At 74.1% G+C, this 13,852-nt stretch carries 12 protein-coding genes and 1 pseudogene; 3 read left to right on the top strand and 10 right to left on the bottom strand.

Going from position 1 to position 13,852, the window contains the following annotated elements:
• Positions 1-71: 71 nt before the first annotated feature.
• From ACSU6Z_RS24620 to ACSU6Z_RS24610, 3 genes are all read right to left on the bottom strand, one after another.
• Positions 72-1,358, bottom strand: coding sequence for an aspartate aminotransferase family protein (locus tag ACSU6Z_RS24620; RefSeq protein ID WP_437048805.1), 1,287 nt, complete (start codon positions 1,356-1,358; stop codon positions 72-74).
• Complete coding sequence (locus tag ACSU6Z_RS24615; RefSeq protein WP_437048803.1) at positions 1,355-2,197, bottom strand: nitrilase-related carbon-nitrogen hydrolase; 843 nt, start codon at positions 2,195-2,197, stop codon at positions 1,355-1,357. Before ACSU6Z_RS24615 ends, ACSU6Z_RS24620 begins: the two co-directional genes overlap by 4 nt.
• A gap of 232 nt (positions 2,198-2,429) precedes the next feature.
• Positions 2,430-2,681, bottom strand: a complete 252-nt coding sequence (locus ACSU6Z_RS24610) for a helix-turn-helix domain-containing protein (protein ID WP_437048802.1) — start codon at positions 2,679-2,681, stop codon at positions 2,430-2,432.
• A 407-nt stretch (positions 2,682-3,088) separates the two neighbouring features.
• Here ACSU6Z_RS24610 and ACSU6Z_RS24605 point away from each other — a divergent pair, with 407 nt between their 5' ends.
• Positions 3,089-5,617 (top strand): ATP-dependent Clp protease ATP-binding subunit, encoded by a 2,529-nt coding sequence (locus ACSU6Z_RS24605; protein WP_437048800.1) that lies wholly within the window; start codon positions 3,089-3,091, stop codon positions 5,615-5,617.
• Between the two features lie 18 nt (positions 5,618-5,635).
• Here the strand turns inward: ACSU6Z_RS24605 and ggt are convergent, their stop codons facing one another.
• The 3 genes from ggt to ACSU6Z_RS24590 all read right to left on the bottom strand — a co-directional run bounded on the left by ggt (position 5,636) and on the right by ACSU6Z_RS24590 (position 8,956).
• Positions 5,636-7,441: a gamma-glutamyltransferase gene (ggt, locus tag ACSU6Z_RS24600; RefSeq protein WP_437048798.1), complete on the bottom strand. Its 1,806-nt coding sequence runs from the start codon at positions 7,439-7,441 to the stop codon at positions 5,636-5,638.
• 333 nt (positions 7,442-7,774) lie between these two features.
• A complete protein-coding gene (locus ACSU6Z_RS24595; protein WP_437048797.1) occupies positions 7,775-8,236 on the bottom strand; it encodes a hypothetical protein in 462 nt (153 codons plus the stop codon).
• 309 nt (positions 8,237-8,545) lie between these two features.
• Positions 8,546-8,956, bottom strand: a complete 411-nt coding sequence (locus ACSU6Z_RS24590; RefSeq protein WP_437048795.1) for a DUF6278 family protein — start codon at positions 8,954-8,956, stop codon at positions 8,546-8,548.
• A gap of 220 nt (positions 8,957-9,176) precedes the next feature.
• Here ACSU6Z_RS24590 and ACSU6Z_RS24585 point away from each other — a divergent pair, with 220 nt between their 5' ends.
• On the top strand, positions 9,177-9,488 hold the full coding sequence (locus tag ACSU6Z_RS24585) for a hypothetical protein (RefSeq protein WP_437048793.1): 312 nt from the start codon (positions 9,177-9,179) through the stop codon (positions 9,486-9,488).
• Positions 9,452-10,165, top strand: a pseudogene (locus ACSU6Z_RS24580) (SGNH/GDSL hydrolase family protein); the annotation flags it as partial. The gene ACSU6Z_RS24585 and the pseudogene ACSU6Z_RS24580, both read left to right, overlap by 37 nt.
• Before the next feature lie 19 nt (positions 10,166-10,184).
• Here ACSU6Z_RS24580 and ACSU6Z_RS24575 read toward each other — a convergent pair.
• The 4 genes from ACSU6Z_RS24575 to ACSU6Z_RS24560 form a co-directional block, all read right to left on the bottom strand.
• The gene (locus ACSU6Z_RS24575; protein WP_437048791.1) at positions 10,185-10,964 is read right to left on the bottom strand and encodes an exodeoxyribonuclease III; all 780 of its coding nucleotides are present in this window, start codon (positions 10,962-10,964) and stop codon (positions 10,185-10,187) included.
• A gap of 82 nt (positions 10,965-11,046) precedes the next feature.
• On the bottom strand, positions 11,047-11,682 hold the full coding sequence (locus tag ACSU6Z_RS24570) for an MBL fold metallo-hydrolase (protein ID WP_437048790.1): 636 nt from the start codon (positions 11,680-11,682) through the stop codon (positions 11,047-11,049).
• Positions 11,683-11,758: 76 nt separating this feature from the next.
• Complete coding sequence (pcaDC, locus tag ACSU6Z_RS24565) at positions 11,759-13,069, bottom strand: bifunctional 3-oxoadipate enol-lactonase/4-carboxymuconolactone decarboxylase PcaDC (RefSeq protein WP_437048788.1); 1,311 nt, start codon at positions 13,067-13,069, stop codon at positions 11,759-11,761.
• Between the two features lie 20 nt (positions 13,070-13,089).
• A complete protein-coding gene (locus ACSU6Z_RS24560) occupies positions 13,090-13,587 on the bottom strand; it encodes a transposase (RefSeq protein WP_437048787.1) in 498 nt (165 codons plus the stop codon).
• Positions 13,588-13,852 lie beyond the last annotated feature (265 nt).

Here is a 13,852-nt window from a genome sequence, read left to right as displayed (position 1 = left end):
CCACCCCGGGGCCCTTGGGACGGCCTCGAGGTGGTGGCCCCGGTGGGTTCGCTCCTCCGCTCGGCCGCCGGTTACCGGAGGCTTGCCAGGGCGTGCTCCAGGATCGCGGCGCCTTCCTCGGCCTCCGCGACCGTGAGGGACAGCGGCGGGGCGATGCGCAGGGCGCTGGTGTCGTGCCCGCCGCCCTTGCCGACGAGCAGTCCGCCCGCGCGGGCCGCCTCCAGCACGGCGGACACGGCCTGGTGGTCCGCCTCGTCGGTGCCGGGCCGGGTCAGCTCGATGCCGATCATCAGCCCGCGCCCGCGCACCTCGCGGACGTGCGGAACGTGCGCGGCGATCGACCGCAACCGCTCGATGAGCAGCCCGCCGACCCGCCGGGCGTTGCCCTGGAGGTCGTGCTCCAGCAGGTGGACGAGGTTGGCGAGGCCGGCCGCCATCGTGATCTGGGTGCCGCCGAAGGTGGAGATGCTGTGGGCGTCCAGGCAGTTCATGATCTCGGCGCGGGCGATCACCCCGCCGATGGACATGCCGTTGCCGATGCCCTTGGCGAAGGTGACGATGTCGGGCGGGCCGCTGCGGGCGTGCGCCTGCCAGCCCCAGAAGTGGTCGCCGGTGCGTCCCCAGCCGGTCTGCACCTCGTCGGAGATCCACAGGATGCCGCGGTCGCGCAGCACCTCGCGGAAGGCGGCGTACAGGCCGTCCGGCGGGGAGGTGAAGCCGCCGACGCCCTGGACCGGTTCGGCGATCAGCGCGGCCGGCGGGCGGGTGTGGCCGAGGAGGTCGGTGAGGTCGGCGACGCAGGCGTCGATGAAGCCCCTGTCGTCGAGGGCGGCGTAGGGACCGCGGGTGCGCACGCCGCCGTGGACGTACAGCGTCTGGAGCGGGGACAGGGAGGTCGGGGACCAGCCGCGGTTGCCGGTGACGCCGACCGCGCCGAAGGAGCGGCCGTGGTAGCTGTTGCGCATCGCGAGGACCGTGTTGCTGCGCCGGTACGTCGTCGCCAGCAGCAGGGCGGTGTCGTTGGCCTCGGTGCCGGAGGTGGTGAAGAAGACGCGGGCGTCGGGGATGCCGGACACCTGGGCGACGCGCTCGGCGAGTTCGACCATCGGCCGGTTGAGGTAGAGCGTGGAGGAGTGGAGGATCCGCCCGGCCTGCTCGCTCACCGCCTTGGTCACCTCGGGCAGGGCGTGCGCGGTCAGGGTGGTGAGGATGCCGCCGAAGAAGTCGAGGTACCGGTTGCCGGCGGCGTCCCAGACGTGGCGGCCCTCGCCGTGGGTGATCTCGATGGGGTCCTCGTAGTAGAGGGCGAGCCAGTCGGGCAGGACGGCGCGGTGGCGGCTGAACAGGTCCCGGGTCACGGGCGCACCAGCCCCTCGTAGGCGTCGGGCCGGCGGTCGCGGTAGAAGGCCCACTGCCGGCGCACCCGGTCGATCAGGCCGAAGTCGAGGTCGCGGACGACCAGTTCCTCCTTGGTGTCGCTGGCCACGTCTCCGACGAACTGCCCGCGCGGGTCGACGAAGTACGACGTGCCGTAGAAGTCGTTGTCGCCGTACTCCTCCTGGCCGACGCGGTTGATCGCGGCGACGAAGTACTCGTTGGCGACGGCCGCCGCGGGCTGCTCGAGCCGCCACAGGTGGGCGGAGAGGCCGCGGTGGGTGGCGGACGGGTTGTAGACCAACTGAGCCCCCGCGAGGCCGAGTTGGCGCCAGCCCTCGGGGAAGTGGCGGTCGTAGCAGATGTAGACGCCGACCTTGCCGACGGCGGTGTCGAAGACGGGCCAGCCGAGGTTGCCGGGCCGGAAGTAGTACTTCTCCCAGAACCCCTCGACCTGCGGGATGTGGTGCTTGCGGTAGGTGCCGAGGACGGTTCCGTCGGCGTCGATCACGGCCGCGGTGTTGTAGTGGAAGCCCGGCTGCTCGACTTCGAACACCGGCGCGACGATCACCATGCCGGTCTCCCGCGCGAGCTCCTGCATGCGGCGCACCGTCGGGCCGTCGGGCACCGGTTCGGCCCAGCGGTAGTGCTCCGGATCCTGGACCTGGCAGAAGTAGGGGGCGTTGAAGACCTCCTGGAACCCGATGATCCCCGCGCCCTGCCGGGCCGCCTCGCGGGCGTACTCCTCGTGTTTCGCCACCATGGACTCGGTGTCGCCGGTCCAGGTGGCCTGGACCAGGGCGGCACGTACGACGTTGGCCATGAGCTGCTCCTTCGACGCGACGAAAGCGCCTCTACGCCCGTGGAGCAGGCCGTAGAGGGATGAACGTAAGCCTCTCGGGCGGGCTTGCCAAGACCATCGTCGCCAAGCCGGGATTTCGATCGCGTTTCGCACCCCGGTGGGTGAGCGGGCGATGGGACCCGTGGGGCCGGCGGGAACAGCGTGGCCACTGGGGCACGGGGCGGGGCGGGGCACCGTAGGGGGTGACGTCGGATCAGACCTCGGCGAGCGCGCAGTGCCCCGCCAGTTCGTCCATCGACAGGCCCAGGGCGCGGGCCAGCGCGGCCACCGTGAAGAAGGCCGGGGTCGGGGCCCGGCCGGTCTCGATCTTGCGGAGGGTCTCGGCGGAGATCCCCGCGCTCGCCGCGACGTCCGCCATGCTCCTGTCACCGCGCGCCTGGCGCAGCAGCCGTCCGAGCCGTTCGCCGCGTTCCCGCTCCTCGGGGGTCAGTGGGGTACGCACCATGCCGCCATCCTACCGCCACGACCCCATTCAAATACCGGTATGGCAATTGGAGCGGTGGAACCGGGGACGGACACGCCGACCGGCGTCGCGTACGAGGCGGGCGGTCCCGGCGGACACGGGACCGCCCGCCGTCCGCACGGGGACCCGCCGGCACCGGACGAGGGCCGTCCGGGAGACCTGGGGCGGACGCGGGAGGGACGCCCGGGAACGGGCACGGCGGGCGTCCGGGAGCGGCCGCGGACGGACCCGGCGGGCAGGCGCGGGAGGGGCCCGCGGGGCGGGTGCCGCCGCCGTTTCCCGAACGTGCCCGCCGCGGGACGACGTGTCATCGTGGCATGAGCGGGCCCCGACCGGGTTACCCGGCCCCGGCACGTCGACCAGCGGAGGACACCGGAGGACGGACAGCGATGACCAGCGGCTTCATCAGCCCGGAGGGCGATCCCTTCGCCGAATTCCTCGCCCGGTTCTTCGGCGGACCGCGGCCCCGGCACATAGACATCGGCCGGCTGCTCAGCCAGCCCGCCCGGGAGCTGGTGCGCAGTGCCGCCCAGTACGCCGCCGAGCACGGCAGCCGGGACCTGGACACCGAGCACCTGCTGCGGGCCGCGCTGTCCGCGGAACCGACCCGGAGCCTGCTCAGCCGGGCCGGAGCGGACCCCGACTCGCTGGCGTCGGAGATCGACGAGCGCTCCGGCCCGGCCCAGCACGGCCCCGGCGAGACCCCGCCGCCCACCTCGCTGTCCCTGACGCCGGCCGTCAAGCGCGCCCTGCTGGACGCCCACGAGCTGGCCCGGGCCAGCGGCGCCGGGTACATCCGCCCGGAGCACGTGCTCAGCGCGCTCGCCGCCAATCCGGACTCGGCCGCCGGGCACATCCTGCACTCGGCCCGGTTCGCGCCCCCCGGCCTGCCGGCCGAGGCACCGGAGGCGGCGGCGCCCCGTGCCGAACGGCCCCAGCCGACGAACACGCCGACCCTGGACAAGTACGGACGCGACCTGACCGAGCAGGCCCGGCAGGGCCGCATCGACCCGGTGATCGGGCGGGACGAGGAGATCGAGCAGACCGTCGAGGTGCTCTCCCGCCGCGGCAAGAACAACCCGGTGCTGATCGGTGACGCGGGCGTCGGCAAGACCGCCATCGTCGAGGGGCTGGCGCAGCGCATCGCCGACGACGACGTGCCCGACGTGCTCGCCGGGCGGCGGGTGGTCGCCCTGGACCTGACCGGCGTGGTCGCCGGAACCCGTTTCCGGGGCGACTTCGAGGAGCGGCTGAACAACATCGTGGGCGAGATCCGCGCCCACTCCGACAAGCTGATCATCTTCATCGACGAGCTGCACACCGTCGTCGGCGCGGGCGGGGGCGGCGAGAGCGGGTCGATGGACGCGGGCAACATCCTCAAGCCGGCCCTCGCCCGCGGCGAGCTGCACATCGTCGGCGCGACCACGCTGGAGGAGTACCGCCGCATCGAGAAGGACGCGGCCCTGGCCCGCCGCTTCCAGCCGATCCTGGTGTCGGAGCCGACCACCTCCGACACGGTGGAGATCCTGCGCGGCCTGCGCGACCGCTACGAGGCACACCACCAGGTCCGCTACACCGACGAGGCACTGGCGGCGGCCGTGGAGCTGTCCGACCGCTACCTCACCGACCGGCGGCTGCCGGACAAGGCGATCGACCTGGTCGACCAGGCCGGGGCGCGGGTGCGGCTGCGGGCCCGCACCAAGGGCACCGACGTGCGGGCCATGGAGCGCGAGGTCGAGCAGCTGACCCGGGACAAGGACCAGGCGGTCGCGGACGAGCAGTACGAGCAGGCGACCCGGTTCCGCGACCGGATCGTGGAGCTGAAGCAGCGCATCGCCGAGGCGGCCGGCGGCGGCGAGGCCGACGAGGGGCAGAACCTGGTGGTGGGCACCGAGGCGATCGCCGAGGTGGTGTCCCGGCAGACCGGCATCCCGGTCAGCAGTCTCACCCAGGAGGAGAAGGACCGGCTGCTGGGCCTGGAGCAGCACCTGCACGAACGGGTCGTCGGCCAGGACGAGGCCGTCCGCGTCGTCGCCGACGCCGTCCTGCGCTCGCGCGCCGGGCTCGCCAGCCCGGACCGGCCGATCGGCAGCTTCCTCTTCCTCGGCCCGACCGGCGTCGGCAAGACGGAGCTGGCCCGGGCGCTGGCCGAGGCGCTGTTCGGCAGCGAGGACCGCATGGTCCGCCTCGACATGAGCGAGTACCAGGAGCGGCACACCGTCTCACGCCTGGTCGGCGCCCCGCCCGGGTACGTCGGGCACGAGGAGGCCGGCCAGCTCACCGAGGTCGTGCGCCGCCACCCCTACTCGCTGCTGCTGCTGGACGAGGTGGAGAAGGCGCACCCGGACGTCTTCAACGTCCTGCTCCAGGTCCTCGACGACGGGCGGCTGACCGACTCCCAGGGCCGCACGGTGGACTTCGCCAACACGGTCGTCGTGATGACCAGCAACCTGGGCTCCGACGTGATCACCCGCCGCGGCGCCGGCATCGGCTTCGGGGCGGGCGGCGCGGACGCGGACGAGGAGGCGCGGCGCGAGCAGGTGCTGCGTCCGCTGCGCGAGCACTTCCGGCCGGAGTTCCTCAACCGCGTCGACGAGATCGTCGTCTTCCGCCAGCTCAGCTCCGAGCAGCTGCGGCGGATCACCGGCCTGCTGCTGGAGCAGACCCGCCGCCTGCTGCACGCGCAGGACGTCGCCGTCGACTTCACCGACGCCGCCGTGGACTGGCTCGCCGAGCACGGCTACCAGCCGGAGTACGGCGCCCGCCCCCTGCGCCGCACCATCCAGCGGGAGGTCGACAACGAGCTGTCGCGGCTGCTGCTGGACGGCCGCGTCGCCGGGGGCGGCCGGGTGACGGTGGACGTCGAGGACGGGCGGCTGGCCTTCCGTACGCGGCCCGAGCCCGCCCCCGAACGGTGACGGGCGGCGCGGTGGCGGTCAGCGGGCCGGGCGCACCACCATCGCCGAGCCGCCGCCGCGCCGTTCCTTCTCGGCGGCGGCCAGCCACCTGCCGTCCGGCAGCCGCTGGATCCCCGTCGCGGCGCCGATCTCCGGGTTCCTGCTGAAGGAGTGCCCGATGGCCTCCAGGCGGCGCTGCGTGTCGGTGCCGTACAGCCCCGGCTCCATCTCGGTGCGGGCCGCGTTGCGCTGGCTGACGCGCGGCGCGGCGATCGCGTCGACGAGCGGCAGGCCCCGGTCGAGGAACCCGGTCAGGGTCTGGAGCACGGTGGTGATGATGGTGGCGCCGCCGGGCGAGCCGAGCGCGACGACCGGCCGGTCGTGCCGGTCCAGGACGATCGTCGGCGACATCGACGACCGGGGCCGCTTGCCGGGGCCGGGCAGGTTCGGGTCGTGCACGGCCGGGTCGGCGGGCGCGAAGGAGAAGTCGGTCAGCTCGTTGTTGAGCAGGAAGCCGCGGCCGGGCACGGTGATGCCGCTGCCGCCGGTCTGCTCGATGGTGAGGGTGTAGGCGACGACGTTCCCCCACTTGTCGGCCGTCGTCAGGTGCGTGGTGTTCTCGCCCTCGTACGTCGTCGGGACCGCCGTGCCGCCGGCCGCGCACGGGGCGGGGTCGCGCGGGTCGCCGGGGGCGACGGGGCTGGTGAGGACCGCGTCGTCCTTGATCAGGCAGGCGCGGGAGTCGGCATACCGCTGCGACAGCAGCTGACGGGTCGGCACGTCCTCGAAGGCGGGGTCGCCGACCCAGCGCCCGCGGTCGGCGAAGGCGACGCGGCTGGCCTCGATGAAGCGGTGCAGGTACCGGGCCTCGCTCGTCCGCTTCCTCGACAGGTCGGTCCGCTCCAGGATGTTGAGGGCCTCGCCGACCGTGGTGCCGCCGGAGGACGAGGGCGCCATGGAGTACACGCCGAGACCGCGGTAGGAGGTCTTCGTGGGTGCCTGGAGCCGGGTGCGGTAGGCCGCCAGGTCCTGGGCCGACAGGTCTCCGGGGCGGGCGTTCCAGCCGGAGTCCGGGTCGACGGGCGGCTTGTTGACGGCGGCGACGACGTCCTCGCCGATGTCACCGCGGTAGAGCGCGTCCACGCCCTTCCCGGCCAGCTCCCGGTAGGTGCGGGCGAGGTCGGGGTTCTTGAAGGTGGAGCCGACGGCCGGGAGTTCCCCGCCCGGCAGGAACAGCTCGGCGGTGTCGGGGAAGTACCGGAACCGGGCCTCGTTCTCGGCGGTCTGCTTCCGGAAGGTCTCGTCGACGGTGAAGCCGTCGCGGGCCAGCCGCTCGGCGGGCGCCAGCAGCGTGGCGAGCTTGCGGCTGCCCCACTTGTCCAGCACCGTCCGCCAGGTAGCGGGCGTGCCCGGGGTGCCGACGGCGAGGCCGCTGCTGACCGCCTCGGCGAAGGGGATCGGCTTGCCGTTCTCGGTGAACAGGTCCTTGCCCGCGGTCAGGGGGGCCGTCTCCCGGCCGTCGACGGTGTGCACCGTACGGGACTTGGCGTCGTAGTAGACGAAGTAGCCGCCCCCGCCGATGCCGGCCGAGTAGGGCTCGGTGACGCCGAGCGCGGCGGCGGTGGCGACGGCCGCGTCGACGGCGTTGCCGCCCTTCCTCAGCACCTCGATGCCGGCGGCGGAGGCGTCCGGGTCGACGCTCGCGACCGCGCCGCCGTACCCGACGGCGACCGGGGTCTTCCCGGCGGGGCCCTCGCGCCCGGACGGCGGGGCCGCGGCCCCCACCGTCACCACGGCGGCCGAGACCGCCAGGACCGCCAGCTTCCGTACGACAGGACGACGCATCCGCACCTCCAGTGTCAGGCCGTCCGGGCAGCCTAATTCATCGTCATGGCCGCGTCATGGATCTGCCGGGTACGGGCCCGTCGCCGTCCGCGGGCATGCGCGGTCGTGACCGGCGACGTGCGCGGCGTCGTGCCGGTCCGACGCCACCGGTGTTCCGCGGCAAGCCGGGAGCGGGGGTGTCGGCACACGCCTTGCCCGCGGCCCTCCATGACCCCTTGCTCCGCCGACGCCCGGGCCGCACCCGGGGTCACATCGGCCGCATCGGGCGTTTCCCGAGCGGATGCCGGCAGCGGCGACCGGCCCGGCACGGGCGGCAGGGGGCCCGGGCGGGTGTCAGCGCTCGCGGGTGAAGCGGACGTCCAGGTCGCAGGGAACGTCCGGGTCGAACGTGGCGCACAGGGTGTCGCCGTCGTCGACGACCGTCAGCGTGAGCCGGCAGGGCTCGTCGGACGACCCGGAGAAGGACAGGCCGATCTCGGATCCCGACCGGGCCTGCCGGGAGGTGACGTACAGGCCGCCGCCCTGGTCGGCGAAGAAGGCCCAGTCGCCGTCGGCGTGCCCGCCGGGGCAGCCGGTGTCGGCGAGCTCGCCCGCGTTCAGCCCGGACGCGGTGAAGGTGCGGTCGGCGGCGAGAGCCAGGGCCGTCCCGCCGCCGGCCTGCCAGTTGCCGGTGACGCGGTCCGCGGGGACCGTCGCGGTCTGCGCCCCGGTGCCGTCGCACGCCGCCGCCGACAGAAGGGTGATCAACACGGCGGCCGTCCGGCGGACGACGGGTGTGAAGGGTGTCCTGGGCACGGAGGAATCCCAGAGGGGTGCCGGATGTACCGGTGGTCACGGGCGGCGGGCCGCCCCGGACCACCGGATGCCGGTCACGGGCGCGGTGGTGCCGCTCCAGCCGCTCGGAGTGTTCCACGCACTCGCCGGCGGGCCACTCCTCCTCCTTGCGGTGGCCGTCGGCGGGAGCCGTGTCGGCCGCCAGGGCGGGGGTCGTGGTCCGCCCGGAGGCGGCCTCGGGGGCGAGGGCGAGCCCGCCCCGCCCGTGCCGGCGCCCCGCATCCCCCACCGTGCCTCCTGATGCCGCCGGGCCGTCCCGGACGGCCGCGGTCAGGCCTCGGCGACCTCCGCGTACAGCTGCGACAGCTGGGGGGCACCGCTGGTGGCCCACTCCAGCCCGCAGGCCACGACGTCGAACTCCCGGCCGGAGGCGAGCCGTACGACGGGCTGCCCGTCGGACCGGATCCGCCAGGCGGCGCCGGGGACGGTACGGACGATCACGGTGCCCAGGTACAGGCCGGCGTCGTTGCCGAGCCAGGGCAGGACCTCCCCGTCGTCGCGCCAGCGCGGCACCAGCTGGTCGAGCGCCTCCAGCGAGGCGGCGGTGTCGTCGAGCGGGACACCGTCCCCGGACGCCTGGGAGCGGAGCAGTTCGCACTCGGCGAGCAGCCCGGCGATGCCCTCGGGATCGACAGCCATGACGGATTTCTCGCGCCGATTGCCCAGGAAGGGGATGTTCATACCTCCAGACTGGCATTCGTACCGGCGTACGCACCACAGGCACGCATCCGCCATTCGCCTCAACGCGCCTTTCCCCCGCACCGTGTGAAGGGTGTCCTGTGGGTGGTGTCCGCGAGTCGTGACGTACGGGCCCGTGACATGCGGGCCGTGCCGCGTGAGTCGCGTCGTCCGGGTCGGGTCGCGTCGTGTCGTGTCGTGTCGTGGAAGGAAAGGAGCCGTCGTGCGCCCAGGGGTCCGCGGTGCCGTCGTCGCCCCCGCCCTGTCGGCCGTTCTCGTGCCGGCCGCCTCCACCGCCCCGGCCGCCGCCGGGAACGGGGCCGGGCCGCTGCCGCTGGAGCGGTTCTTCGACAACACCGCCGTCAGCGACGACGCCCGGCCGGGCGAGGCGGACTTCGACGGCTCGGGCGCCTCCCTGTCGACGCAGGACCTGGCCGCGGCCGGCTGGACGCCCGGCCGCGTCCTCACCGTGCAGGGCGCCCGGCTGCGGTGGCCGCGGCGGACGGCACCGCCGGGCCGTACACCTCGGTCCTGACCGGCTGGCCGCTGCTGACCGGCGTGGACGTCGGCGGCGGTCCCGGGTCCGTGGCCGTGCTCGGCGACTCGATCACCGACGGCGACCGGTCCGCGGTGGACGCCAACCGGCGGTGGCCCGACGTGCTGGCCCGGCGCCTGCTCGCGCAGGACGCCGTCCCCCGCTACGGGGTGCTCAACCACGGCGTCTCGGGCAACCGGGTGACCGGGGGCCGCCACCCCGGCGACGGGGTGTCCACCGACACGGCCGGGGTGAGCGCCCTGAACCGGTTCGACCGTGACGTGCTCGCCCGGACGTCCGTGCACACGGCGGTGGTCTTCGAGGGCGTGAACGACCTGCTGGCGGGCACGGACGCGCAGCGCGTGATCGCCGGACTGCGGGAGCTCGCGGGCCGGGGGCGCGCCCGGGGGCTGCGGATGCTGGGGGCGACCGTGCCGCCCTGCGGGGGCAGGGCGGGGTGCACGGCCGCCGTCGACGCGGAGCGGGCCGCGGTGAACGCGTGGCTGCGGGGGACGGGCGCCTTCGACGCGGTGCTCGACTTCGACGCCGTCGTCCGCGATCCGGCGCGGCCGTCCCGGATGCTCCCGGCGTACGACAGCGGCGACCACCTGCACCCGGGGGACGCGGGACTGGCGGCGCTCGCCGACTCCGTGGACCTGCGGCTGCTCACCGGATGACGGGCGGCGAGCCGGGGCCTCACACGTCCAGGTCCACCACGACCGGCGCGTGGTCGGAGGCGCCCTTGCCCTTGCGCTCCTCGCGGTCCACGTAGGCGTCCTCGACCGCCTTCACGAACGGCGCGTTGCCGTACACGAGGTCGATCCGCATGCCGCGGTTCTTGGGGAAGCCGAGCTGGCGGTAGTCCCAGTACGTGTACGGGCGGTCGTACTTCAGCGGGCGCGGCACGACGTCGGACAGGCCCGTCTCGCGCAGCGCGGCCAGCGCGGCGCGCTCGGCCGGGGTGACGTGGGTCGAGCCCTCGAAGACGGAGCGGTCGTACACGTCGTCGTCGGTCGGGGCCACGTTGTAGTCGCCCAGTACGGCGAACGGGCGGCTGCCGGCCGCGTCGCCGGCGACGGCCGCGCGCAGCGCCTCGAACCAGCGGAGCTTGTAGGCGTAGTGCGGGTGGTCCACGGCGCGGCCGTTGGGCACGTACACCGACCAGACGCGGACCGGACCGCAGGTGGCGCAGACCGCGCGGGGCTCCTGGGCGCCGTCGTAGTCCGGCCCGTCGGGAAGGCCCTTGACCACGTCCTCGAGGCCGACGCGGGAGAGGACCGCGACGCCGTTCCACCGGCCGGTGGCGTGCACCGCGGCCTCGTAGCCCAGCTCGCGCAGCTCGTCGAACGGGAACTGCTCCTCGGCGACCTTGGCCTCCTGGAGGCAGAGCACGTCGGTGCCGCTGCTCTCCAGCCAGGCCAGCAGCCTCGGCAGACGAGCGGTGATCGAGTTCACGTTCCAGGTCGCGATGCGCATGTCCCACAACCTACCGGGCGGCACCGGCGAACCGGGGCCCGCCCACCGCCGGGTCCCGCCCGGTGGCCGTGCGCCGCCCGGCTCACACCTCGGCGCTGTCCCCCGGCGTCAGCCGCAGGTGCTCCGCGCCGCCGAGCTGCCCGATCTGCCGGTCGTAGATGGGGCGGGCCAGGTCGGTCAGGAGGGCGTCGTGGATGTCGTAGGCGCGCTGCGGCCGGACCTCGCGGACGTAGTCGATCACCTCGGAGATCTTGTTCCAGGGGGCCATCACCGGCAGCATCAGCGTCTCCACCGGGTGGTCGGGGACGGTGAGGGCGTCGCCGGGGTGGAAGACCCTGCCGTCGTCGATCAGGTAGCCGACGTTGGTGATCCTCGGGATGTCCGGGTGAATCACCGCGTGCAGCTCGCCGTGGACCTGCACGTCGAAGCCGGCGGCGGTGAAGGTGTCGCCGTGGCCGACGGTGTGCACGCGGCCCGGGAACGCCGGGGAGATCCGCTCCGCGACCGCCCTCAGCGTCCAGACCCGCGCGGCCGGGTTGGCCTCCATCGCCGCCCGCAGCCGCAGCTCGTCGAAGTGGTCGGGGTGCTCGTGGGTGACGAGGATCGCGTCCGCGCCGAGCGCGGCGTCCTCCTCGCTGAAACCGCCCGGGTCCAGGACGAGCACCTGCCCGTCCTTCTCCAGCCGGACGCAGGCGTGCGACTTTTTGATCAGCTTCATGGATCCATCCTGCCTCCGCCCCGGGCCGCAGGGCGCGTCCGGGTGGCGGGACCGTCCGGGCCGTCCCGGGCTCCCGCTACCCCTGCGGGGTGGTCTCCTCCCGCACGACCCGCTGTGCCACCCGGAACGCCCGGTTCGCGGCGGGCACGCCGCAGTAGACGGCCGTCTGCAGCAGCACTTCCTTGATCTCGTCCGGGGTGAGCCCGTTGCGCAGGGCGGCCCGGGTGTGGGCGGCGAGATCCTCCAGGTGCCCGCCCGCGGCCAGGGCGGTGAGGGCGACGCAGGAGCGGGTACGGCGGTCCAGGCCGGGCCTGTCCCAGACCTCGCCCCAGGTGTAGCGGGTGAGGAAGTCCTGGAAGTCCCCGGCGAAGTCGCCGGCCTCCGCCAGCGCTCCGTCGACGTGCGCGTCGCCGAGCACCTCGCGGCGCACCCTGAGCCCGGCGTCGTACGCGTCCGGCCGTCCGCCGGGCCGCGGCTCCGCCACGGCCGGGGCCGTCTCGGCGGCCGGCTGGACCGGCGCGGCCCGCGGCGGCACCGGCGCGGCCGGGACCGGACGGACGGGGGCCGCGGGGATCGCGGTCTGCCCGGTGGCGGAGTCGTGGACGGGCTGCCAGGCGGTGCCGAAGTGCGTCACCAGCAGCTCGGTGACGGCGGCGGGCTGCTCGACGGGGACCAGGTGCGAGGCGTCGGGGACGACGGCCAGACGGGAGTCCGGGATGCCGGCGACCAGGGTGCGGGCCTCGGCGGGGCCGGTGACCCGGTCGTCGGAGCCCACCAGGACGAGGGTGGGCACGCCGACCCGGCCGAGCTCGGCCCGTACGTCGAACGCGGCGAGCGCCTCGCAGGCGGCGATGTAGCAGCCGGGGTCGGTGGTGCGGACCATCTGCACGGCCCACTCGGTGATCGCGGGCTGCGCCGCGGCGAACCCGCCGGTGAACCACCTGTCCGGGGCCGTACGGGCGATGGGGTCGAGCCCGTTGGTCCGTACGACCACGCCGCGCTGGCGGAACTCGTCGGCGGTGCCGAACCTCGGCGAGGCGGCGATCAGCGCGAGCGAGGCGAGGCGCTCGGGGTGGCGCAGGGCCAGCTCGACGCCGATCGCACCGCCGAGCGCGCAGCCCGCGTAGCCGAAGCGCTGCACGCCGAGCCCGTCGAGGGTGGCGAGCAGACGGGCCGTCAACTCGGCGACGGAACCGGCCGGATACGCGGGGGCGCCGCCGTGCCCCGGCAGGTCGAAACGGAGGACGCGCCACTGCTTGGCCAGCTCGGGGACCTGCCGGTCCCACATGTGCCATGTGGTACCCAGTGAGGGACCGAGGATCAGGACCGGGGCCTCTTCTGGCCCGTCAAAGCGGTATTGCAGGGTGTTCGACGGCGTCTCACTCACGCCCCGCACCCTCTCACGTCTCACGGACGCCCCTGTAACGCGGGGGTACGGGAAACCGGTCCGACCAGGTTGAAGACCTCGCGGGCTGCGTACCGCTTGAGGCATCGGATGGTCTCACGGCGGGTCCTGTCCTCCCGGGTGCGGCGTTCGCAGTACGCCTGGGTGCGCGGATCGTGACGCAGGCGGGTGAACACGATGTGGTGCAGGGCGGCGTTGGCCTGGCGGTCTCCGCCGTGGTTGAGCCGGCGCGTACTCCGCCGGCCAGAGGAGTACCCGATGGGGCTGACTGCGCAGAGGGCAGCAAAGGACGCCCCGGTGTTCAGTCGCTCGGGATCGTCCCCCATGGTGATCAGGAGAGTGACGGCGCTGTCCGGGCCGATGCCCACCGGTACGAGCAGTTGCGGGGCGTGGCGTTCGACGAGCCGGGTCAGGCGCTGGTTCAGCTCATCGATCTGCCCGGTGAGCTGCTCAACACGCTCGGCGAGCATGCGCAACGTCAGGTGGGTGGCCTGGGTCACCGCGTCCTCGTCTCCCCCACCATCGGGTGGGCTGAGGGTCGCGCAGGTGCGGAACAGCGCGGCGTTGCCCAGGCTCGACAGTCATTCCCGCAGGGCGGGGTCGGCGATGACCAGGACGGCCTTGAGCTGGTTGATCGCCTGGGTGCGGGCCTTGACCGCGGAGTCCTTGGCGAGTTTGTAGATCCGGGCGGCGTGCACGGGTCCGTCGCCGGATTTGGCCTGGGCCCGGGCCCGACCGCTGAGCACGGCTCGCGCTGCGGCCTGC

The sequence above is a fragment of the Streptomyces sp. enrichment culture genome (assembly GCF_964273145.1).
GTDB lineage: Bacteria > Actinomycetota > Actinomycetes > Streptomycetales > Streptomycetaceae > Streptomyces.
This window is presented reverse-complemented; position numbering and strand designations above follow the sequence as displayed.